At 63.0% G+C, this 21,250-nt stretch carries 18 protein-coding genes and 1 pseudogene; 9 read left to right on the top strand and 10 right to left on the bottom strand.

The window, feature by feature from the left end:
• Complete coding sequence (folD, locus tag ACPPVP_RS01740) at positions 1-885, top strand: bifunctional methylenetetrahydrofolate dehydrogenase/methenyltetrahydrofolate cyclohydrolase FolD (RefSeq protein WP_426530713.1); 885 nt, start codon at positions 1-3, stop codon at positions 883-885.
• 148 nt (positions 886-1,033) lie between these two features.
• Here the strand turns inward: folD and ACPPVP_RS01745 are convergent, their stop codons facing one another.
• From ACPPVP_RS01745 to ACPPVP_RS01755, 3 genes are all read right to left on the bottom strand, one after another.
• Positions 1,034-2,515: a M20 family peptidase gene (locus tag ACPPVP_RS01745; RefSeq protein WP_426530715.1), complete on the bottom strand. Its 1,482-nt coding sequence runs from the start codon at positions 2,513-2,515 to the stop codon at positions 1,034-1,036.
• Between the two features lie 202 nt (positions 2,516-2,717).
• On the bottom strand, positions 2,718-3,248 hold the full coding sequence (ppa, locus tag ACPPVP_RS01750) for an inorganic diphosphatase (protein ID WP_426530717.1): 531 nt from the start codon (positions 3,246-3,248) through the stop codon (positions 2,718-2,720).
• Between the two features lie 163 nt (positions 3,249-3,411).
• A complete protein-coding gene (locus tag ACPPVP_RS01755; RefSeq protein WP_300944878.1) occupies positions 3,412-3,921 on the bottom strand; it encodes a GNAT family N-acetyltransferase in 510 nt (169 codons plus the stop codon).
• Positions 3,922-4,210: 289 nt separating this feature from the next.
• Between ACPPVP_RS01755 and ACPPVP_RS01760 the strand changes: the two genes are divergently transcribed.
• The 4 genes from ACPPVP_RS01760 to ACPPVP_RS01775 are packed head-to-tail and all read left to right on the top strand — an operon-like array spanning position 4,211 to position 7,307.
• Entirely contained in the window at positions 4,211-5,110 is a 900-nt protein-coding gene (locus ACPPVP_RS01760) for an alpha/beta hydrolase family protein (RefSeq protein WP_426530719.1), read from the top strand.
• Positions 5,107-5,574, top strand: coding sequence for a DUF2269 family protein (locus ACPPVP_RS01765; RefSeq protein ID WP_426530721.1), 468 nt, complete (start codon positions 5,107-5,109; stop codon positions 5,572-5,574). The genes ACPPVP_RS01760 and ACPPVP_RS01765 overlap by 4 nt, the downstream gene beginning before the upstream one ends.
• Positions 5,575-5,580: 6 nt before the next feature.
• Complete coding sequence (locus tag ACPPVP_RS01770) at positions 5,581-6,900, top strand: SDR family oxidoreductase (RefSeq protein ID WP_426530724.1); 1,320 nt, start codon at positions 5,581-5,583, stop codon at positions 6,898-6,900.
• Positions 6,897-7,307, top strand: a complete 411-nt coding sequence (locus ACPPVP_RS01775; RefSeq protein ID WP_426530726.1) for a thiol-disulfide oxidoreductase DCC family protein — start codon at positions 6,897-6,899, stop codon at positions 7,305-7,307. The genes ACPPVP_RS01770 and ACPPVP_RS01775 overlap by 4 nt, the downstream gene beginning before the upstream one ends.
• 107 nt (positions 7,308-7,414) lie before the next feature.
• Here ACPPVP_RS01775 and ACPPVP_RS01780 read toward each other — a convergent pair whose 3' ends face one another.
• Positions 7,415-8,671, bottom strand: coding sequence for a flavin monoamine oxidase family protein (locus ACPPVP_RS01780; RefSeq protein WP_426530728.1), 1,257 nt, complete (start codon positions 8,669-8,671; stop codon positions 7,415-7,417).
• Positions 8,672-8,892: 221 nt separating this feature from the next.
• Here ACPPVP_RS01780 and ACPPVP_RS01785 point away from each other — a divergent pair, with 221 nt between their 5' ends.
• Positions 8,893-10,806: a hypothetical protein gene (locus ACPPVP_RS01785; RefSeq protein ID WP_426530730.1), complete on the top strand. Its 1,914-nt coding sequence runs from the start codon at positions 8,893-8,895 to the stop codon at positions 10,804-10,806.
• Between the two features lie 131 nt (positions 10,807-10,937).
• On the opposite strand, the gene typA is transcribed toward ACPPVP_RS01785, so the two are convergent.
• The gene (gene typA / locus ACPPVP_RS01790; RefSeq protein WP_426530732.1) at positions 10,938-12,764 is read right to left on the bottom strand and encodes a translational GTPase TypA; all 1,827 of its coding nucleotides are present in this window, start codon (positions 12,762-12,764) and stop codon (positions 10,938-10,940) included.
• 363 nt (positions 12,765-13,127) lie between these two features.
• Positions 13,128-13,883 (bottom strand): Crp/Fnr family transcriptional regulator, encoded by a 756-nt coding sequence (locus ACPPVP_RS01795; protein ID WP_426530734.1) that lies wholly within the window; start codon positions 13,881-13,883, stop codon positions 13,128-13,130.
• Between the two features lie 203 nt (positions 13,884-14,086).
• Between ACPPVP_RS01795 and ACPPVP_RS01800 the strand changes: the two are divergent.
• Positions 14,087-14,466: pseudogene (locus ACPPVP_RS01800) on the top strand (response regulator).
• A gap of 22 nt (positions 14,467-14,488) precedes the next feature.
• On the opposite strand, the gene ACPPVP_RS01805 reads toward ACPPVP_RS01800, so the two are convergent.
• Together ACPPVP_RS01805 and ACPPVP_RS01810 are read right to left on the bottom strand one after the other, a co-directional pair.
• Positions 14,489-16,051, bottom strand: a complete 1,563-nt coding sequence (locus ACPPVP_RS01805; RefSeq protein WP_426530736.1) for an alkaline phosphatase D family protein — start codon at positions 16,049-16,051, stop codon at positions 14,489-14,491.
• A gap of 91 nt (positions 16,052-16,142) precedes the next feature.
• Positions 16,143-17,564 carry a TAXI family TRAP transporter solute-binding subunit gene (locus tag ACPPVP_RS01810; RefSeq protein WP_426530738.1) on the bottom strand — a complete coding sequence of 474 codons (1,422 nt, stop codon included), beginning with the start codon at positions 17,562-17,564 and terminating at the stop codon, positions 16,143-16,145.
• A 216-nt stretch (positions 17,565-17,780) separates the two neighbouring features.
• Between ACPPVP_RS01810 and ACPPVP_RS01815 the strand changes: the two genes are divergently transcribed.
• Both ACPPVP_RS01815 and ACPPVP_RS01820 read left to right on the top strand, forming a co-directional pair.
• Positions 17,781-18,086, top strand: coding sequence for a 4a-hydroxytetrahydrobiopterin dehydratase (locus ACPPVP_RS01815; RefSeq protein WP_426530740.1), 306 nt, complete (start codon positions 17,781-17,783; stop codon positions 18,084-18,086).
• 107 nt (positions 18,087-18,193) lie between these two features.
• The gene (locus ACPPVP_RS01820) at positions 18,194-18,580 is read left to right on the top strand and encodes a YkvA family protein (protein ID WP_426530742.1); all 387 of its coding nucleotides are present in this window, start codon (positions 18,194-18,196) and stop codon (positions 18,578-18,580) included.
• A 69-nt stretch (positions 18,581-18,649) separates the two neighbouring features.
• Here ACPPVP_RS01820 and ACPPVP_RS01825 read toward each other — a convergent pair whose 3' ends face one another.
• Entirely contained in the window at positions 18,650-19,831 is a 1,182-nt protein-coding gene (locus tag ACPPVP_RS01825; RefSeq protein WP_426530744.1) for a TAXI family TRAP transporter solute-binding subunit, read from the bottom strand.
• Positions 19,832-19,862: 31 nt separating this feature from the next.
• Entirely contained in the window at positions 19,863-20,963 is a 1,101-nt protein-coding gene (locus ACPPVP_RS01830; RefSeq protein WP_426530746.1) for a hypothetical protein, read from the bottom strand.
• Positions 20,964-21,250 lie beyond the last annotated feature (287 nt).

A 21,250-nucleotide genomic window follows, 5' to 3' on the forward strand; every position in this document is an offset into this window, starting at 1 on the left:
ATGACCGCACGTATTATCGACGGAAAAGTCATTGCAGCGGAGCTTCGCGCCCGCGTCGCCGACGAGGTGGCAAAGGTCAAGCGCGAGCATCAGATAACGCCGGGCCTTGCGGTGGTGCTGGTCGGCAACGACCCCGCCAGCGAGGTCTATGTCCGCAGCAAGCATACGCAGACCCAGGCCGCGGGCATGGCCTCGTTCGAGCACAAGCTGCCGGCCGATGTCGCGCAGGCCGATCTGCTGGCGCTGATCGCAAAGCTCAACGGCGATCCCGCGGTGCACGGCATTCTCGTGCAATTGCCGCTGCCGAAATCGATCCACACCGAAACGGTCATCAACGCGATCGACCCGGCCAAGGATGTCGACGGATTGCATCCGAACAATGCCGGCCGGCTGGCCGGCGGCTTTGCCGCGCTGTCGCCCTGCACGCCGCTGGGCTGCATCATTTTGACCAAGAGCGTGCATGCCTCGCTGGAGGGCATGAATGCGATCGTGATCGGCCGCTCCAACCTGGTCGGCCGCCCGCTGGTGCAATTGCTGCTCAACGAAAATGCGACTGTGACGATCGCGCATTCGCGCTCCAGGGATCTGCCGCAACTCTGCGCCCGCGCCGATCTGGTCTATGCCGCCGTCGGCAAGCCGGAGATGGTGCGCGCCGGCTGGATCAAGCCGGGTGCCACCGTGATCGATGTCGGCATCAATCGCACGCCATTGCCTGATGGCAAGACCCGGCTGGTCGGCGACGTCGCGTTCAAGGAAGTCGCCGAGGTCGCAGGCGCCATCACACCGGTGCCCGGCGGCGTCGGGCAGATGACGGTGGCGTGCCTGCTGGTCAACACGCTGCGCGCGGCGTGCGCGATTCATGGGCTGCCGAAGCCTGCGGTGTGAGGCTCTTCTCCCTCTCTCCGTTCTTCACGGGGAGAGGGTCGGGGTGAGGGGCTCTCACCGCACATTCATCTCGTCGACTGGAATCGCGGATGGACCCCTCACCCCAACCCTCTTCCCGCGAAAAGCGGGGCGAGGGAGCGCTGACATCTCACCCCGCCGCGTTCGCGATCAGCCGCCGATAAAACCGGATCATGTCGGCATAGCCTTCGACGGGAAGGCGCTCATTGGTGCCGTGAAAACGCTTCAGATCTTCTGAATTGGCGCGCACCGGCGAGAAGCGGAAAATCCTGTCGGTGATTCCTGTGTAGTGGCGCGAGTCGGTGGCGGCCACCATCAGGCCGGGCGCGACGATCACGTCCGGATAGATTTCCCGGATGGTGCGGTTGAGCATCTGGAACGACGGACTTGCGGTCGCCGTCACCGGCGGCGGGTCGGTGTTGCCGGGAAACGGCTTGATGGAAATGCGCTCGTTGGTGATCGTGCTGCGCACGTGATCGATCACACTCTCCTGCGTGTCGCCGGGAATCAGGCGGAAATTGACCGTCGCTTCGGCATTGCCGGGCAGCACGTTATCCTTGTCGCCGGCGTTGAAGATCGTCAGCGCCGTGGTGGTGCGTACCATCGCTTCGGCCGGCCCGCTCTTTGCGAATTCGCGCAGCAATAGCGGCTTGAACAGCCAGAGGTTCGACAGCACCACGCGGTTGAAGCCCGACATCTCAGGTGCCAGCGTGTCGAACATCTCCGCGACGGTAGAGCGGACCTGCATCGGCAAGCGGTGATCCTCCAGCCGCGCCAGCGCCGCGCTCATCATGCCGATCGCAGTATCGCGCGGCGGCATCGAGGAATGACCGGGCACAGCCTGCGCGTTCAAGACCAGCGTGGCATAGCCCTTCTCGGCAACGCCGATCAGCGCGGCGGGCTTGTCCAGGCCCTTCATGATGCCTTCGGTGATCAACAGGCCCTCGTCGATCACGAAGTCGAGGCGGATGCCGCGCGAGGCGAGCAGCGCTGCGATCGATTTGGCCCCGGCGGTGCCCGCGGTCTCCTCGTCGTGACCAAACGCAAAATAGATCGTGCGCTTGGGGCGGAAGCCGGCCTTCGTCATGGCTTCGGCAGCCTCCAGCATGGAATAGAGGTTGCCCTTGTCGTCCCAGGAGCCGCGGCCCCAGATGAAGCCGTCTGATATCACGCCGTCATAGGGCGGCTGTTGCCAGTCCTTTTCGGTGCCCGGCGCCACCGGCACGACATCCTGATGCGCGACGAATGCGATCGGCTGTGCCCTCGGATCGGTGCCTGCCCAAGTGTAGAGCAGGCTGTAGCGACCGACGATCTCGCGTTTGACCGCGGCGTGAAAGGCCGGAAAGCTCTTTTCGATATGCGCCTGCATGCCGCGTAACGCGTCGGCGTGCTGGTCGGGCTTTTCGTAACTCGAAATCGTCCGAAAGCGGATCGCTTCGGCCAGGCGCTTGGCCGCTGCCTGTGCGTCGACCTCGGCGCGCGGCACGGCCGCCACCTGAAGCTGCCGCGAACCGTGTGTGAAGGTGTTGAATGCCAATACGCCGGCGACAATGACAATGGCCACAATCGCGAGCAGCAGGATGTTGCGGATGACGCGAAGTGCCCGGCGCATGATGTTGTCCCCCGTCATGGCGAGCGTAGCGAAGCAATCCATGGCGCAACAAGCGGTAAAATGGATTGCTTCCGCCTTTGCTCGTTGAGCTAAGGCGGACAAGTCGTCGCTTCAGCGCAAAATTGCTTTGCAATTTTGTCGCGAGCTCGCTTGCGCAAACGCTTCGCGTTTGTCGCAGGCCATGACGGTAGCCGCGAGGCGCCTACTTCTGCTTCGCCCGCTCGATGCCTTCCAGGATCAGCCGGTGGGCGTCTTCCGCACCGCACCAGCGCAGCACCTTGACCCATTTGCCGGGTTCGAGATCCTTGTAGTGCTCGAAGAAGTGCTGGATCTGCTGCAGCGTGATGTCGGGGAGGTCGCTGTACGTTTTGACCTTGTCGTAGCGCTGGGTCAGCTTCGAGGACGGCACCGCGATGATCTTCTCGTCGCCGCCGGCCTCGTCTTCCATCAGCAGCACGCCCACGGGGCGCACGCTCATCACGGCGCCCGGCACGATCGCGCGGGTGTTGGCGACCAGCACGTCGCAGGGATCACCGTCACCGGACAGGGTATGCGGGATAAACCCGTAATTGCCGGGGTAGCGCATCGCCGTATAGAGGAAGCGGTCGACCACCAGCGTGCCGGCTTCCTTGTCCATCTCGTATTTGATCGGTTCGCCGCCAACCGGTACCTCGATGATGACGTTGACGTCGTGGGGCGGATTTACTCCGATCGGGATGGCGTCAATGCGCATAAGGAACTCCGCTTGGCGTTTAGGGGCGCGCCTGGAAATCAGGCGCGCGTCAGCGTCCGTTTAGACCCGCAGCGGAGCAGGGAAAAGCCTTCAATTGCAGCTTTGATTCGGAAAACCGGCACAGGTTCTCCGTAAGGATAATACTCAAAACACAGAGAAAATCTCAGTTGGACCAGGCGAAAGCGACTTTATCGAGCGACTTCGGCCCGAACTTCTCCGAGGAGCGCGCCACCATGCGGCCGCCGAGCGCGCGGTAGAATTCCGTCGCCGGGTCGTTGTCGGAAAGCGCCCAGATCACCATGCTCTTCAGCCCGCTCTGCATCAGATCGCGCCGGGCGGAGGTGAACAGGCGGCGGCCGAAGCCGAGGCCCTGGAATTCCGGCCGCAGATAGAGTTCGTAAATCTCGCCCTCGAAATGCAGGCTGCGGGCGCGGTTGCGGCCGTAGTTGGCGTATCCGGCGACCTTGTCGCCGAACACCAGCACGCTGACGCGGCTGCCCTTGCGGATCGCGCTATCCCACCATTGCGGGCCGCGACGGTTAATGAGTTTTTCGAGCTCGGCGCCGGGAATGATGCCCTGATAGGCGGAGCGCCAGGCTTCATCATGGGTAGACGCCACCGCGGCTGCATCTGCAGCCTTAGCCGGTCGGACCTCGATCAGGGTTGTGCTCATGTGCAGATCAAAGCAAGTCAGAGCGCCGGCTTCAAGGTCCATCGTTAATTATCGGTTAACCTGTGGATTTTGTGCATCAGTTATGTGTGGTTCTGTGCCGAAAGAGGACAGCGGCGCTGTCTTAACTGGTATTTCCCGATGGAGGCGTAGCGAAATGGTTGTCCAAATCATCCAGCGAAACGTCTCCGCGAATTCCGTTCACGGAAAAATGGCCTGGATGTGATTCGCCGACGGTATTCCGTTGGTGACTTCGCAAGCACGCCCGCCCTCGGCTATGACAGGCCCGTTCATGCATCCGCGAAACCTGCTTATTGCGCTGGTTCTTGTTGCCTCGCTCGGCGTGAAGGCCGCATCCGCGCAGCCCGCCCTTGGCGCGCAAGGTGCGGAGGGCGAGCCGCACCGGCTGCAGCAATGGCTGGTGCCTTCTCCGGATCTCGCCACCGCGGCGCATGCGGTGTTGTTTCGGCCGCCCGGCGAGGGGCCGTTTCCGCTTGCCGTGATCGCGCATGCCTCTACCCAGAACGTCATCCGGCGGGCGCAAATGCCGCAGCCCGAATACCGTGCGCTCGCCGCCTGGCTGGTGGCGCGCGGTTTTGCCGTGCTGGTCCCCGAGCGTCCGGGCCATGGTGCGACGGGCGGAAAATACCTCGAAGATCAAGGCGGCTGCGACGAGGCTGATTACGCCAAATCTGGCCGCGCCACCGCGGATGAGATCACCGCTGCCGCCGGCCTTCTGCGCAAGCAATCCTTCATCCGCCCCGAGGGCATGGTCGTGGTCGGCCATTCGGCCGGCGCCTGGGGCGCGCTGGCGCTGGCCAGCGAAGACCCGAAGGACGTCGCCGCCATCGTCGCGTTCGCGCCGGGGCGTGGCGGGCATGCCAATGATTTTCCCAACCGGATTTGCGCGCCGCATACGTTGACGGCCGCGGCGAGTGAGTTCGGCAAGGCCGCGCGGGTAAAAGTGACCTGGCTGGTGGCCGCCAATGACAGCTATTTCTCGCCCGCGTTCTCCCACCAGCTGCTCGACGCGTTTCGCGCCGGCGGCGGCAAGGCCGATTTTCAGGTGCTGCCGGCCCATGGCGGCGAGGGGCACTGGCTGGTGGAAACCGAGGGCGGGGTAAAACTCGCGGGCCCCGAACTCGATCGTGCCTTGAAGGCGCGATTCCCAACCTCGGCGAAGAAGCGATGACGCTGTATTTCCTCGTCAAATACCTGCACGTGCTTGGCGCGATCGTCATTCTCGGCACGGGCGCCGGTATCGCGTTCTTCATGCTGATGGCCCATCGCAGCCGGGACGTGGCCTTCATCGCGCGTACGGCCGAAACCGTCGTGATCGCCGACATGCTGTTCACGCTGACGGCGGTGCTGCTGCAGCCGTTAAGCGGCGGCGTGCTGATGTGGCTGTCCTCCACCGCATGGAGCGAGCGCTGGCTGATGGCCTCGCTCGGGCTCTATGTGGTCGCGGGGTTGTTCTGGGTGCCTGTCATCTTCATGCAGATCGAAATGCGCGATCTCGCGGCCAAGGCGGCCGAGCAAAACCAAGGGTTGCCGCCGCGTTATACCGCACTTTTCCACCGCTGGTTTCTGTTCGGGATTCCCGGTTTCGGCTCGGTCATGGCTATTCTCTGGTTGATGATCGCCAAACCGATCTAGGCAACCATGAACGCCGACCTCCGAAAGATCCTCGTGCTCGGCGCCTCCGGCCTGATCGGCCGTTTCGTGACCGATGATCTGCGCGGGCGAGGATTTTCAGTCGTGGGCGTCGCCCGAAGATTGTCCGGCTCGCAGAAGAGCGGCCCGCTCGATCTCGAACTGCCCGTCATGTCGATGAAGGTGGCCACGCTGGCGCGGCTGCTGCGCGATCATGGTATCGATGTCGTCGTCAATTGCCTCGGTGTGCTGCAGGATGGCCCCGGCAGCGACACCGCCGCCGTGCATTGCGATTTCGTCGCGCGGCTGCTGCAGGCGATCGGCGACAGCGAGCGCGCGATCCGGCTGGTGCATATCTCGATTCCCGGCACGCCCGAGAGCGACCGCACCGCGTTTAGCACCACCAAGCGCGAGGCCGAACGGCTGATCGCGGACTCCGGCGTTGCGTTCACGATCCTGCGGCCCGGCTTCGTGGTGGCGCTTGCGGCCTACGGCGGCAGCGCCATGGTGCGCTCGCTGGCGGCGTTTCCGCTCGATCTCCCGGCCACTGAGCGGGCCGCGCCATTCCAGCCGGTCGCCATGGAAGACATTGCCGCCACCATCGCCTGGCTTGCGGAGCGCGATTCCGGCGAAGCGAACGCCGTGACATGGGACCTGATGCAGGAGCAGTCGGTCACGCTCGGTGACGTGATCGATCAATTTCGCGAGGTGTTCGGCACCGGCAGGTGGTGGCGCATCGCGATGCCGACGTTCCTGCTCGATCTCGGCGCCAGGCTCGGCGATCTCGCCAACCGGCTCGGCTGGATGCCGCCGATGCGAACCACGGCGATCGCGGAGCTGCGCCGCGGCGTCAGCGGCGACCCCGCGGACTGGATGGCTGCGACCGGCATCGTGCCGAAGCGCATCGAGCAGACGGCTGGAAAGCGCCCGGCGACCATTCAGGACAAATGGTTTGCCCGACTGTTTCCGATCAAGGCGCTGATGATCGCGAGCCTCGTGCTGTTCTGGGTCGTCTCGGGTTTCATTGCGCTGGTGATTTCCTATGACGCCGCGGCCGGAATTCTGAGCAGCCACGGCTTTCCGCCGTGGCTCGTCGCTCCGGTCACAATCGGCACAAGCTTGATGGATATGAGCATCGGCGTACTGATCGCGTTCCGCCGTACCGCGGCATTCGGTCTGATGGCGGGTATCGTCGTATCGCTCGGCTATATGCTCGGCGCAGCGATACTGACGCCGGACCTCTGGATCGAGCCGCTCGGCGCGCTGGTGAAGACCGGCCCCGCCGTCGTGCTGATGCTGGTGGCGCTGCTGACCCTGGATAATAGATGACTGGAAGCTGGCCCGACGACGACGTGATCCTCTATGACGGCGTCTGCATCTTCTGCTCGCGCTGGGTCCGTTTTGTCGCGACTCGCGACATCGAGCGAAGATTCCGCTTCACCGCGATCCAGTCGCCCTATGGCACAAGGTTGGCGCAGGCGTTCGGCATCGATCCCGATGATCCCGATACCAACGCCGTTGTGCATAGCGGGGTGGCCTGGTTCAAATCCGATGCGGCGTTGACGGTGCTAAGCTCACTGCCCGGCTGGCGCTGGACTCGCGCGCTGTTTGCCGTCCCAAAACCGCTGCGCGATGTCGCTTACAGCCTCGTCGCGCGCAACCGCTACCGCATTTTCGGGAAGTACGACGAGTGTTTTGTGCCGGATGCGGAGATGCGGGCAAGGGTGATGGAGTAGGGCGACGGTATCTCACCGTCATTGCGAGGAGCGAAGCGACGAAGCAATCCATCGTGCAACAAGCCGATAGCTGGATTGCTTCGCTTCGCTCGCAATGACGGTTAAGATCATCGCTTCGTCAATGCCACCACTTCTCTCGCCGCCCGTTCCCCGCTGTCCCTCGCCCCGTGCGCGGTCGAGAAAAACCCCGGCGACGTCGCTTCTCCCGCAAAGAACAATCGTCCATCGACCGGCGCGGCCAGCACCGCGCGATCCCCCGCATGACCCGGCAGCGCATGCGAGTACGACCCGCGCGCAAAGGGATCATGGGCCCAGCGCGATTCCGCCAGCGGCTTCAGCTTGCGGCGAAAATCGTTGCCGAGGATTGAGACGATCTCATTGATACTCTCCGCGGCAAGGGTGCCTTCGCCGGCGTCTTCCAGCGATTGCGCAAAACGGCCGCCGAAAAAACCCTCGATGCAGGGCTGGCCGAATGGGCGGATGTGATAGGTGCCCATGGCCGTGCGCATGGTGGCGGCGCGCAGATTGCCCTCGAGCGGCAGTGCCTCCGGTTCGTCCAAAGCGAGCGTCACCTTGTCGGCCAGGCCGAGCGGCAGGCCGCGTGCGGCGTCGACCTTGGCGGCCAAGGGCGGGTGAAAGCGGATCGCCTCGTCGGCGATCAAATTGGTCGGCACGGTGATAATGACCTTGTCGGCCGTCAGCGTGCCCTGCGAGGTCTCGATGCGGACGCGCTTTGCCGAATGATCGATCAGCGTTACCTGGCAATTGAGCGCAAGCGGGCATGTCGCGCCATAGGCGGCGATCAGCGCACCATAACCGCGACGGACGCGCCAGTTGAGATCGGTGTCCTCATAGGCGTCCATGTCGAGTAGGGAGACGGAATCGAGCTCGCAGCCATTGATGTAGGTCGAGATCGCATCGATCATCGGGTTCCAGCGATTGCCCGGCTCGAGGCAAATATTGGCGGGGCCGTCGCGGCCGCTCTGCTCGGCTTGTTTCGCAGCCTGTTCGGCACGGTCATAGAACGCGTTCAGCGCGCGGATAAAGTCGTCGCGGTCATCCTGCGGAAACGCCTTGCCATAGGCGCGCTCGCGCCAGGGCGGTAGCGACTTGTTGATGTCGAAGCCGAGCTGTTCGGCGATTTTGACAAAGGTATTTTCGTCCGCCGAATGCAGCCAGCCGCAGCCGACGTCGAAAGTGACGTCGGGCGAGGCCATGATGGTGTGCGCCCGGCCGCCGACGCGGTCGCGCGCTTCCAGCACGAGGACGGAAAGACCGGAATTCTTCAGTGCATTCGCGGCGCCAAGGCCCGCGGCGCCGGCGCCGATGATGGCGACGTCGACTGAGGAGGGGAGGGACATCATGACCCAGCCTCTAGCACGATCGCGCGTGGGCAAAAAGCCGGCCGTCGGCCGCGCGTTGCGTCGCTGCAACCAGGCGCGTGCCTCGGTCTTAATGCAGACGCCAATCACAACCGCGGGATGATGCGACGCGGTGAAGCCACGAGGCATCTTGCGCCTCGTTCTGTAGTTGTGTTGAATGAAGTATTCCCTCTCCTAGTTTTTTCAGTTTTGGGATTTCAGCCATGGCCGCATTTGATCCCGCCACCGGACACAAAAGAACCGCGATACTCGTCGTTCACGGCATCGGCAGCCAGCGGGCGCTGGAAACCGCGCGCGGGGTGATCCGGGGCGTCTGGCTCGACCGCAACAATCCTGCCGACAGGGGCAAACGGATCTGGACGCACCCGGAACGGGATGGCGCCGATATCGACCTGTCCGTCATGACGACCAGCGAAGTGCCAGACGCCAAGGATCGGTGCGTCGATTTCCATGAATTGTATTGGGCTCACCTGATGAGCGAGACCAAGGCCGTCGCGGTGCTGCTCTGGCTGTATGAGCTTTGCCGGAAGGGACCGATCATGAAGCCCGGGATGAACGGGCTCTGGTGGGCCACGGCGATTTTCCTGTGCCTGATGAATCTCTCCTTTGCACTGCTGGCGTTGCAGGGCATTTTTCTGTTTTCGCGGAACGGCGCGCAAATCATGCTCGTTGCGCCATATCTATTGCTCTTCGCGAGCCTGTTTCTCGGATTTGCCGTGGCCGCGTCGTGGGGGAAACGGGCATCCAGGCTCGCCCGGCCTCTTGCGGTTTTTCTTCTATGGGGCCTGGTGCCCATGGCCATCTACGTCGCTGTGGGAATTTGGTGGCCTGGCGGTGATGACGGTCTCGACGGCGTCGAACTCCTGACACAGGTTGGGCTGCCAACGCTGATCGCGTTCCTTGCAACCCTCCTGATCATGGGAAAACAGGGCAAGCGCGCGTTTTGGCGAGCGCTTGTCATTTCGTTTGTGATGTCCCTCATCTACATAGCCGCCGACCGGCTCTGGCATTGGGATACGTCATTTTGCTCCACGCTGATCAAAAGCTGGGTATGGGGGATGAACTCGCCGTGGAGCGTCGCGGCGGCGTCGGCGGTGATCGCACTTTATTTGATCGTCAACGCGGCGTTCCTGCAGTCGTATCTCGGCGATGCCGCGCGCTACTTCCGCAATTCACCGGGCAATGTGGCGGTGCGCCGGGCGATCAGGAAGCAAGCCGTGGATACGCTGGAGCGTCTCCACAATGGCCAGTACGACCGGATTGTCGTCGTGGCGCATAGTCTCGGGACGGTCGTCGCCTACGATATGCTGCGCGCCTATTTCAGCAGGGTCTCGGGCGATCTGCCGCCGGTTACGCAGCTTGGCCAGGACTTTGCCGATATCGACCGCGCCAACTGGCAGCCGAAGGACAACCCGGCATCGATCGAGGACAAGAAAGTGTTGCGGACCAAGGCACGGGCAGCAATCGCGAGAATAGAATACGCAGCAAGCCAGCCAGACGATGGACGGCCCCGAAAGAGCTGGCTGGTGACGGACTTTGTCACGCTCGGAAGCGCGCTGACGCATGCCTACTACCTGATGTGTCTGGACAACGAGCGCTCCGAGATCGAGGACGAAGCGGAGGCCGACGTTGAGGCGGACAGCGAACCTGGCGGCAAGGTTGACGTCGAAGCCGGTCTCAAGCGCGATTTCGCGCGCCGCGTCAGGGAACGGGAATTCCCGACCTGCCCGCCGAAGCGGATTGATAATGACGGCTTGCTAACCTTCGAAAACGCCAAAACAGGGGAGCGGCAGGTTCACAACGGCGCCTTGTTCGGGCTGACCCGTTGGACCAACATCTATTTTCCGCGGTCTCAAATTTTCTGGGGAGATGCCATCGGCGGCGCGCTGTCACCGATCTTCGGCCGCCATATCATCGATCTCGAGGTCTCTACCAAGAAGGCAGGTGGGGCCGACTTCTTCACCCACACCGCCTATTGGGATGTCGAACGAAAGCCCGACACGTATCAGGCCCCGCATATCGCCGCGCTGCGCAAGGCCGTCGATCTGGCCGATACCGGCTTGGCCATCGCCCTCGTTGACGAAGGCGCCGATCCGAGCAGACACGCAGGGGACTAGCGCATGATCCGGAAAAGTGGGTACCGGTCTTCCCTCGCGACGAACGCGGAACGCGTTTGCGCGGAGATCATGCGCAAATCAAAGAGATAGAGCGGGATGACGATTCGAAGAAAGTCATCCTGCTCTGAAACCTACGCCACCGCTTCCTTGGCTTTTTCCGCGCGCTTGCGGTCGTTGGCATCCAAAAACTTCTTGCGCAGGCGGATCGACTTCGGGGTCACTTCGACCAGTTCGTCTTCCTCGATATAGGCCAGCGCCTTTTCCAGCGTCATCCGGATCGGCGGCGTCAGGCGGACGGCTTCGTCCTTGGAGGTGGTGCGGATGTTGGTGAGCTGCTTGCCCTTGAGGATGTTGATCTCGAGGTCGTTGTCGCGGGTGTGCTCGCCGACGATCATGCCCTTGTAGACCTTCCAGCCGGGCTCGATCATCATCGGGCCGCGGTCTTCCAGCTTGAACATCGCGTAAGCCACCGCTTCGCCCTGATCGTTGGAGATCAAGACGCCGTTGCGGCGGCCCTGGATGTCGCCCTTATAGGGTGCATAACCGTGGAACAGGCGGTTCATGATCGCGGTGCCGCGGGTGTCGGTCAGCAGTTCGCCCTGGTAGCCGATCAGGCCGCGGGTCGGCGCGTAGAACACCAGCCGCAGGCGGTTGCCGCCGGAGGGACGCATCTCGATCATCTCGGCCTTGCGTTCGCTCATCTTCTGCACGACGACGCCGGAATGCTCCTCGTCGACGTCGATCACGACTTCCTCGATCGGCTCCTGCCACTGGCCGGTCGCCTCGTCCTTCTGCAGCACGACGCGCGGACGCGATACCGAGAGTTCAAAACCCTCGCGACGCATGGTCTCGATCAGGATCGCAAGCTGCAATTCGCCGCGGCCGGAGACTTCCATCGAATCCTTGTCGGAAGCCTCGACCACGCGGAGCGCGACATTGCCTTCGGCTTCGCGCAGCAGGCGGTCGCGGATCATGCGCGAGGTCACCTTGTCGCCTTCTGTGCCGGCGAGCGGCGAGTTGTTAACGATGAACGACATCGACACCGTCGGGGGATCGATCGGCTGCGCCACCAAAGGCGTCTCGACGGAAGGATCGCAGAACGTATCGGCGACGGTGCCCTTGGTGAGGCCCGCAATCGCAACGATGTCGCCGGCATCGGCTTCCTCGAGCGGGGTGCGCTCGATGCCGCGGAAGGCGAGGATCTTGGTGATACGACCGGTTTCGATGGTCTTGCCGTCGGCGCCCAGCACCTTGACCTGCTGGTTCGGCTTGATTGAGCCCGAGGTGATGCGGCCGGTGATGATGCGGCCGAGATAGGGATTGGCTTCGAGAATGGTGCCGATCATCCGGAACGGGCCTTCCTCGACGCTCGGCGGCGCGACGTGGCGCACGATCAGGTCGAACAGCGGCTGCATGCCGGCTTCCTGGGAGCCGTCCGGGCTGTCGGCCATCCAGCCCTGCTTGGCTGATCCGTACAGAATCGGGAAGTCGAGCTGCTCCTCGCTGGCGTCGAGCGCCGCGAACAGGTCGAACACTTCGTTGATGACTTCGGTCGGGCGCGCGTCGGGGCGGTCCACCTTGTTGATGACGACGATCGGCTTCAGGCCGACCTTGAGCGCCTTGGAGACGACGAATTTGGTTTGCGGCAGCGGACCTTCGGCGGCGTCGACCAGCACCAGCGCGCCGTCCACCATGTTGAGGATGCGCTCGACCTCGCCGCCGAAATCGGCGTGGCCGGGGGTGTCGACGATGTTGATGCGGGTGTCCTTCCACTGCACCGAGGCGGCCTTGGCCAGAATGGTGATGCCGCGCTCACGCTCCAGGTCGTTGGAGTCCATCGCGCGCTCGGTCACCTTCTGGTTCTCGCGATAGGTGCCGGATTGCTGCAGCAGGCGGTCGACGAGCGTGGTCTTGCCGTGGTCGACGTGGGCGATGATGGCGACGTTACGAAGGTTCATGGCTCTTCTTCTGGTCGTGCATGGTGGATGCGCGATCTCACCGGAAAACCGGGACCCACTTTTCCGGATCGCGCTCTAAAACCTGGAATACTGGCGCGTGATGACGCTTCTTCGAATCGTCATCCCGCGCCGTCTATTTTGTTTGACCATGATCTCCGGCAACGCGTACCGCGTTTGTCCCGAGGGAAAACCGGTACTCACTTTTCCGGATCATGCTCCGGGGGCGCTTTCCCCCCAAAAAGGAAGCCCGGCCAAAAAGACCGGGCAGTACCTTATGCGTTGCGGCGCAATATATTCAGAAAACGCCAAAAAACAATGGTTTGTTTGGCATTTGGTTAGTCGATTTTGGGCGGGTCGCCGGCCCTAATTGCCCTTTTCGGGGTCGGGGTAGACCCCCCGCAAGACCTCCTCGAAATGGGCCTTGACCGCCTCATTGCACTGGCAGGAGCGGTTTCGCAGGGCATCCGGGTTGCGGATCAGAATCGAGCCGCGCCGGGTCTCCAGCGTGCCTTCCGCCTTGAAGGTCTGAATGACCCGGCTGGTATAGGAGCGGCCGACCCCGAGCAGGGTCGCCAACTGCTCATGGGTCAGTGGCACGACCTCGTCGCCGTCGGCGCGCTCCATCGCCGAAACGATCCATTTCGCCGTGCGCTGCTCGATCGAGTGGATCGCATTGCAGGCGGTGGACTGGAAGATCTGGGCCAGCATGCAGTCGGCATAGCGCGCGAAGATGTTGTTCAGGCTGCGCGACTTCAGTTTCGCCGCATCGAGCTTGCCGACCGGAACCCGGACGAACGGCCCGGCGAATTTGACCGTGATACGGGTATACGCCGGCAGGTAGCCCTGGCTGACGATGCCGCCGACCGCGCCTTCGCGGCCGATCAGGATGGTCTCGACATCGCGGCCGTCTTCGTTGGTCACCATGTAGGACACAAGGCTGGGACCGCAGGGAAAGTGCACGGTCTCGACATGGTCGCCAGGACTGTAGAGCAGGTCGTTCGGAGCGGCATCGGCCGGGACAAGATGCGGTTCGATCAACGCAAAATCGGCCTCGTTCAGGCGACGCAGCAAATTGTTTAACGGCCGCCCGCTGGCTGCGCCTTCTGGTCTCGCAATCATTGAAGATTTCCCGCTCCCCGCCGGAGCACAATAATCGATCCAATCCGAGTTATGTGTTCACTAGTGGACAGACGGTAGAACTTACATGTGGTGGTTTCGGTTCCGGAACCGGCGCTGCTTTCCTGGGTGACGGCTGACCTTGCGCCTCCGGGGCTTCGGCCCGGGCTTCTGATCAAATGCGGAACCTTGAACTGGCGAGAGACATGGAACCCGCCTCCCGTGACGGCATGCCCAATGACGTGTTGATCGTTGAAGACGATCCGATCATTGCGCTCGATTTCGAAGACACAGTTCTGGGCTTTGGGGTGAGGACGGTGCGGACCGCCGCGAATGTGGCCAAAGCGCTCGCGATGATCGCCGACCGGCCACCGGATTTCGCGCTGCTCGACGTCAGCCTCATTCGCGAGAAGAGCTTTGCCGTGGCCGAACGGCTGGAGGCGCTCAAGATTCCGTTTGCCTTCGTCACCGCTACGGTGCCGACACGATACTGCCGGCGGCATTCGCGGCGAAGCCGCGGCTACCCAAGCCCTATTCGACCGACGCGCTGCAGGCGCTCTTGAGGAGCGGCTGCATCAGGTCTTGAGTGGATGCGGCCGTCGCTGCGGCTACACGGGTTTGGGGTCAAGCGTTGTCGACCACAGCGCCACGTCGGCGCGGTCGCGCAGGGTCACCGTCATCTGCCCGCTGGCGCCCTCGATTTTGACGTGGCCGAAGAACTGCATGCCGACTGACGGCGGCAGGTTCTGGTTGCCGGGCCCCGGCGCCTTGATGAACTTCAGTTCGGGTCCGAAGGTGTTGTCGAGGTCGTTCGGACCGAACGTGCCGGCGTGCAGCGGCCCGGCGACGAACTCCCAGAACGGGTCGAACTCCGCAAACTGCGCCTTGTCGGGATTGTAGTAGTGCGCGGCCGCATAGTGCACATCCGCCGTCAGCCACACGGTGTTGACGACGCCTGACGTCTTGATGAAACGCAGGAGGTCGGCAATCTCCAGCTCGCGGCCGCGCGGCGGCCCGTCGCCCTGCGCGACGGCCTCCGAGCCTTTCCTGTTGGGCCCATCGTCATAGACGATGATGCTGAGCGGCATGTCGGATGCGATCACCTTCCAGGTGGCGCGCGAATTCAACAGCCCCCGCTTCAGCCAGGCCATCTGCTCCGGCCCGAGGAAGAAACTTTCGGGTCCGTAAGTGTCTTGCTGGTTCGATCCATTGGGGCCGCGATAGCTGCGTTCATCCAGCATGAACACGTCGAGATGCGGGCCGTAGTTGAGCGTGCGATAGACCCGGCCGGGCTCCGTGATGCTCTCGCGCATCGGATACATTTCGTGGAACGCGCGCGCCGCGCGGGCGGCGAGCAGGCTGATGTTGCGTTCCTTGTAAGCCGCAGGCAATTCCTTCGACAGCGACCAGTTGTTGGTGACTTCGTGGTCGTCCCACTGCACGAAGATCGGTACCTCGGCGTTGAAGGCGCGCAAATGCGCGTCCATGAAATTGTACTTGTGCGCGGCGCGGAATTCATCGAGCGTTTCGGCGACTTTTGCCTTCTCCGGGGTCGTCAAGTTTTTCCATATCTTGCCATCGGGAAGTGTCACCTCGCTCTTGATCGGTCCGTCGCCATAGACGGTGTCGCCGGAGTGCAGCAGGAAATCCGGACGATGCTTGCGCATGGTGGCGAAGGTGAACATGCCGCCATCGTCCGGGTTGATGCCCCAGCCCTGTCCGGCGACGTCGCCGCCCCAGACGAAACTGACGTCGCGGCGATCGGCCGGTGCAGTGCGGAACCGTCCGACCACCGGCTCGCTTTCGATGCCGATATGCGCGAGGTCGCGAAACCGGACGCGGTAGAAGATCTCCTGCCCGGCAGGCAGGTTCTCCAGCAGCATTTTCGCGGTGAAGTCACTTTCGGGCAGCGCTGCGATCGGCGGCAAGGTCCGTGCGTTGGTAAAGGACTCCGTCGTGGCAACCTGGACCAGCATTTGCGACGGACGGTCGGCGCGCGCCCATACCACGCCGCCGTCGGTGCCGACGTCGCCGGATTGCACGCCTGACGTCACGATCGGCCGGTCGGCGGCGCGGCTGAGATACGGCATCGCAAGGGCGCCGATGGCGCCGGCGCCCGCAGTGGAGAGAAAACGCCGCCGGGAAAGTCTGCGAGAAATCCTGAACGTCATGCGAGCTCCCTTCGGTCCGGTGCGAGCATGCAATGCTGGCCTCGACAGACCTAGAAAGAAATGATGACGGTTCGATTACCGAATTTGTAGATCAGGCGTTGCTGGCGGCGCGGAATTGTGCGCTCGCCCGCTGCAGGTTTTGCGGCACGCTCATCAACAGCGCCTTGCGGTCGGCCACCGCGTTGTGGAACTGCTCGATCGCGATGTTGAACGCAGTCAACGTGCCTTCCTCGATCGTGCCGTGCTCAAAGCATTGTAGCGTGTCGCGCAGAATGGCGTCGGCTTCCGACTGCATCTGGTCCAGCTCGTCCATCGAATCGGAATGGCGCGCGGCCGTGAGCATGTCGAGCAGCCGGTCGCGCTGCGAGGTGTTCATGTTGCGCTCATCCTTCTTGAGGGCGCCGGCGAACCAGGCGCCGGCGGAGCCCATCGCCGACAGCGCCATCAACGACCACCAGACGTAATCGCTGTAGCGGTCGAGGAAGGTCTTTTCCTCGCCGTCGACAAAGGCGGCGGCGCCGGGATGAACGGGGATCGTGGCGTCCTTGTCGGTGTCGGGCGTTTCGATCTTGGCGGCCAGCGGAAATTCGTTCTTCAGGTTCTGACGAGCCGCAAACAACTGCCGCGTGAAGATGGCGATGGTCGATTCCGAAATACCCCTGCGCGCCACGATATGGTGCGAAAAGCTGATCGTCTTGATCTCATCCTCGGGCCGGCTCGGCGCGCTGCCGAATGTTCCGGCCGGGATTTCGGAGGCCTCGTAGGCGGGATGGTTTTGCGCAATCGCCTCGGCCGAATCGATCGCGAGGAATTTCGGCGTGCCGCCGTCGCGCGCGGAAGCGGTGATTGCGTCCGTCGTGATCTTGCTGTTGACCGGGCCGGCGGCGAGATAGGCGTCGGCCTTCTGGTGACGAATGGTCTCGGCAGCCTCGTTGGCGGGAAACTGAATGATCTCGACCTTTGCCGGGTCGACGCCGTATTGCCGCAGGATCATCTTGAGCAGATTGACGTTGGCCTCGGTGCGGCCGACGACGCCGATGCGCCGCCCGGTGAGCTGGCTGATTTTCGTGATGGCGGGCGCGGCCTTCTTTCCCTTGGTCTTGACGGCCGGCGGCACCCACAGCACCACGACGTTCTTGCGCAGCGTCGCCACGGCCTGCGCATTCTTCGGCACGTCGAGATCGCCCCTGATGATGGCGAGGTCGGCCTTGCCTTCGCCGAGCAGGCTGGCGCTCGCCTGGGCACCATCGGTCTGCACCGGGCGCAACCGGACCACGCTGTTGCGCTGGTTGTTGAAGGCCTGCGTCAGGTTCTGAACAACTTTGAGGTCGTCGCTGTTGGCCGGGCCGACGGCGATCCGCAGGGTCACCGGCCGCATGGCAAAGTAATAGCCGGCCACCAGCGCGCCGACGATGGCCAGCACGCCGGCCAGCATGACAAAGGTCAGCCGTCGCTTCGCTGAGCGGGGCGAGGGGGGGATCGGCTTTTCCGGAAGAAGGGGGCCGTCGTTCATCAATTCCTGGATGATCGTTGGAGGTGCAATTTCACGCTACCGGCACACTTACGCGCGAACTCTAGCAAATTTCCCGCTTCACCGTTGTTACATCTCCGTCATGGTTACCGGCGGTCCAAACTGCCATTCGGCAGCCGATGCGGCCAATTTTGGTCAGGGGATCCCGATGCGGCGTTCGGTGTTAGGGTAGAGGCGGTTCTGAAACGGGAGGCGATCATGGCGGAACGGCTGTCGGCGGAGGCGCGGAAATCGGCGCTGGCGGAACTTCACGGTTGGTCCGAGACATCAGGGCGCGAGGCCATCGGGCGGACCTTCACCTTCAAGGACTTCAACGAAGCCTTCGGATTCATGTCCCGCGCCGCTCTGGTGGCGGAAAAGAACGACCATCATCCGGAATGGAAGAACGTCTACAAGACGGTGGAAGTGGTGCTGGCGACCCACGACGCCGGCGGCGTCACCCGGCTCGACATCGATCTGGCCAAGGCGATGAATGCGATTGCGCGGCAATTGGGCGTCACTTGAGTTCGTGCACCCGCGATCTTGCAGGGCGGGGCGCACATCCCCAATTCTTCGACCATGTGTCCGGCCGCGGCGATCTGCCGCGCCGGGTTCCTTAAGGGAGTGCCGCGATGGCATCGTCCGATCACACCGTGGGCTTTGAACCGGCCGACCGGCTGGCGCAGGACCGTGAAAGCGTGCGTCGGCGGTTCTGGGCCAAGTTCAAGCAGGTGGTGGCGCAGCTTCCCTTCGCCGAGGATTTGCTCGCTGCCTATTACTGCGCGTTCGACAAGGAGACGCCGCGCCACGTGCAGGCGGCGCTGCTTGGTGCCGTCGCCTATTTCATCCTGCCCTTCGATTTCGTGCCGGACATGCTGCCGCTGCTTGGCTTTACCGACGATGCCGCCGTCCTGGCCACCGCTCTCCGCATGGTCTCGAGCCATATCACGCAGGAGCATCGTGATGCCGCCCGCACCGCGCTGAAGCGCGGGATCGACGCTGCAGAAGCGGCGGATTGAACAGCAAAGAGCCCCGTTCCGATGTGAAGTCGGAACGAGGCTCTGAATTTTCAGATTGACGCGTTTTATCTAGCGCTGCGCCGGCGGGTGAGGAGCCTGTGCTCTTGCGCCGCGCTCGGCCTCCCAGGCCTGGAATTGCTTGAACAGGCTTTCCCTGTCCGCGTCCGTCTTGACGCTTGCCGCGGTCGCTGGGCTCTGTTTCAGGAACTCATCGAACTTGGCGCGCGACACGGCCTCGATGTTGTGGCTCTTGAGCCATTGTTCGGCGACTGGCAGACGCTGCCAATCGGGCAACGGCGCCGACAGCGAGACCTCCTTCCACTTCGGGTGGAACGGCGGGTTCTGGAACGTCGGAAACTTCGTGAAAAACGCGTCCACGAACTGGGACAGCTTGCGATAGCGGTCGGTGTTGGGCGCCCAGTTATAGGCGGCGAGCACCGCGGGCACGGCGATGGTATCGACCTTCTGGCCTTCCGCGATCAGGTTGGGGTAGTCTTTCGACGTCAACGTCGCGGGCAGATAGTCGGTCTGCAGCGGCCGCGAATATTCAACCGGAACCAGATGGAAGCGGTCGTCGCTGAAAGCGCTGACCGATTTATAGGGCTTGCCGCCGACGGCAATCACCGCGTCGATCTCGCCGGCCCGCATTTTTTCCATCGCGATGCGCTGTTCGATGTAGAGGAAATTCGGCTTGAGGCCGAGCCGTTCGAACACGATCGCGGCCGTCACGAAGGTGCCGCCGTTGGGAAGGTCGACGCTGACCTTCTTGCCGTTGAGCTGGCTGATGTTGGTGACCGACTTCGACGAGATGACATACATCTCTTCGTTGTAAAGCTTGGTCACATAGGTGAACTGCTTCTTGATGTCCTTCGCGAAGCCTTTTTTCTCGAGATAGTCGAGCGTGTCGGCTCGCACGATGCCGAGGTCGACGCCTTGCAGGAACAGGATGTCGGCGACACTCTGCACAGAGCCGCGCCCGACGATCGGAAGTACGCGCAACTTGTTTCCGTCGTCGAGCACGGAAGCGAGATCGGCACCGAACTGCACATAGGTGCCGCCGATCGTTCCCGAGATAAGCGTGACAGTGTTCTGGTTCAGCGCCTGCTTGGTGGCGACCGAACCGAACTGGAAAATGGCCTTCAGGCTGTCGCTGACCTTGGCGGGATCATACTCCGTCTCTGCCGCGTTGGCCGCCGTGTTGCTGCATGCCATCGTCATGGCAAGCAATGCCATTCCGAACAAATGTCGCATAGATACCTCTGCGCTGGTCTTGAGTAATTCTCTAATTCTGCAGCTGACCGAGCCGCCGCTTCGCATCAGCCGAACCGAGTTGGGCGGCCTTCTGATACCAGACCTTCGCCGCCGCCGCATCGGGCGTAACGCTCCGCAAATCCTGGCTGCCGAGCACCTGCGGATCGTAGGTTCCCGCCAGCATCAGCGCGGCTTCCGCCTCCTGCGCGTCCGCGGCCCGTTCGAGCAGCAGCCGGGCGGAGGTGATGTCGCCGATCGCAAGCAGGCCCTTCGCCCGCTTCAGCAGTGCGGTAAGTTCGTCCGGATCGATGCGTCGCACCGGAGCCGCCTCACGCGTCACCGGGACGGGCTCGCGAACGGCCGGAGCGACCGCGACGACCGGGGCCGTCGGCGCCAACGCCGCGACCTCGCGGGGCGCTTCCTGCGCCACCGGCTCGGGTACCGCGACCTTGCCCTTGAGCGCGCTCTGATACGCGGCGGCGATTTCGTCCCGCGACGGCGATGCCGATGCCACCGCGTTGGGTGGCGTGCGGCGTGCGGCCGCAACCTCCGCGCCGGTCGGTTCCGCGGCGAGCGGCGGCGCGGCAATGCTGCGCTGCGGCTGCGCAGGCTCCGGCACTGCCGCGGCAAGCTGAGCGGGCGGCGGAGCACTGCCGCCGCCACCGCCTCCGAGCGAGGCGTTGAAGATGACGGCGCGGGTCGAGTCGATGGAAAACAGCGCGAGGACGGCCGCTATCGCCGACACCACCGCGACGCCGGTGACAATGCGCCCCGCGCGCGCTTTCTTCAGCCCGCCGCTGCCGAACCGTCGGTCGCCGCCCGCGAAAGCATATTCGGAAAGCTGCTGATGGGACTCTTCCTCGTAGTTGGAGAGGAAAAGCGGAACCTGCTCATGTGACGGCAGCTCCTCCGGCACGTCCGTCCGCTCAAACGACAGCGCAAAGGGCTGCTCGTATTGAGGTTGCTCGTATTGAGGCTGCTCCTCGTATTGGGGCTGCGGCTCATAGCGCAGCTGCGCTCGCAGCTGCTCGTATCGGGCTTGATCGGCTTCATACAACCGAGGGTCGCTGATGGCTTCGTCGAACCGGTCGAACGGATCTCGCGACTGAGCCGGTCTGTTATTCTCCGCCATGGTGATGTTCCCCACTGAACGCAACTACGGGCGTCTCCTGCACCTACTTCTTGCTCTTGTTGCCGTACAGGAGCGCCTTAACTGATGGTTAAAATCGCACACGGAATGGGTTCAAAAAACGACGGTGACCGGTGCGAATGAGGAGATATTTTGGTATGATTGCGGCAGACAAGTGGCGTAGCAGCTTTCCGGAACACGCATTGTTACCGAGAAACGATTTCGGTGACATGACATAGAAGCATATGTCGCATCGCGATGCGCCTCTCCGGCCCGTGCGTTGCACGGAC

This window comes from Bradyrhizobium sp. McL0615 (assembly GCF_049993905.1).
Taxonomy (GTDB): Bacteria; Pseudomonadota; Alphaproteobacteria; order Rhizobiales; family Xanthobacteraceae; genus Bradyrhizobium.

Coding starts and splice junctions, on each gene's coding strand:
- folD (WP_426530713.1), top strand. CDS start 1: ATGACCGCACGTATTATCGACGGAAAAGTCATTGCAGCGGAGCTTCGC.
- ACPPVP_RS01745 (WP_426530715.1), bottom strand. CDS start 2,515: ATGCGCCGGGCACTTCGCGTCATCCGCAACATCCTGCTGCTCGCGATT.
- ppa (WP_426530717.1), bottom strand. CDS start 3,248: ATGCGCATTGACGCCATCCCGATCGGAGTAAATCCGCCCCACGACGTC.
- ACPPVP_RS01755 (WP_300944878.1), bottom strand. CDS start 3,921: ATGAGCACAACCCTGATCGAGGTCCGACCGGCTAAGGCTGCAGATGCA.
- ACPPVP_RS01760 (WP_426530719.1), top strand. CDS start 4,211: ATGCATCCGCGAAACCTGCTTATTGCGCTGGTTCTTGTTGCCTCGCTC.
- ACPPVP_RS01765 (WP_426530721.1), top strand. CDS start 5,107: ATGACGCTGTATTTCCTCGTCAAATACCTGCACGTGCTTGGCGCGATC.
- ACPPVP_RS01770 (WP_426530724.1), top strand. CDS start 5,581: ATGAACGCCGACCTCCGAAAGATCCTCGTGCTCGGCGCCTCCGGCCTG.
- ACPPVP_RS01775 (WP_426530726.1), top strand. CDS start 6,897: ATGACTGGAAGCTGGCCCGACGACGACGTGATCCTCTATGACGGCGTC.
- ACPPVP_RS01780 (WP_426530728.1), bottom strand. CDS start 8,671: ATGATGTCCCTCCCCTCCTCAGTCGACGTCGCCATCATCGGCGCCGGC.
- ACPPVP_RS01785 (WP_426530730.1), top strand. CDS start 8,893: ATGGCCGCATTTGATCCCGCCACCGGACACAAAAGAACCGCGATACTC.
- typA (WP_426530732.1), bottom strand. CDS start 12,764: ATGAACCTTCGTAACGTCGCCATCATCGCCCACGTCGACCACGGCAAG.
- ACPPVP_RS01795 (WP_426530734.1), bottom strand. CDS start 13,883: ATGATTGCGAGACCAGAAGGCGCAGCCAGCGGGCGGCCGTTAAACAAT.
- ACPPVP_RS01805 (WP_426530736.1), bottom strand. CDS start 16,051: ATGACGTTCAGGATTTCTCGCAGACTTTCCCGGCGGCGTTTTCTCTCC.
- ACPPVP_RS01810 (WP_426530738.1), bottom strand. CDS start 17,564: ATGAACGACGGCCCCCTTCTTCCGGAAAAGCCGATCCCCCCCTCGCCC.
- ACPPVP_RS01815 (WP_426530740.1), top strand. CDS start 17,781: ATGGCGGAACGGCTGTCGGCGGAGGCGCGGAAATCGGCGCTGGCGGAA.
- ACPPVP_RS01820 (WP_426530742.1), top strand. CDS start 18,194: ATGGCATCGTCCGATCACACCGTGGGCTTTGAACCGGCCGACCGGCTG.
- ACPPVP_RS01825 (WP_426530744.1), bottom strand. CDS start 19,831: ATGCGACATTTGTTCGGAATGGCATTGCTTGCCATGACGATGGCATGC.
- ACPPVP_RS01830 (WP_426530746.1), bottom strand. CDS start 20,963: ATGGCGGAGAATAACAGACCGGCTCAGTCGCGAGATCCGTTCGACCGG.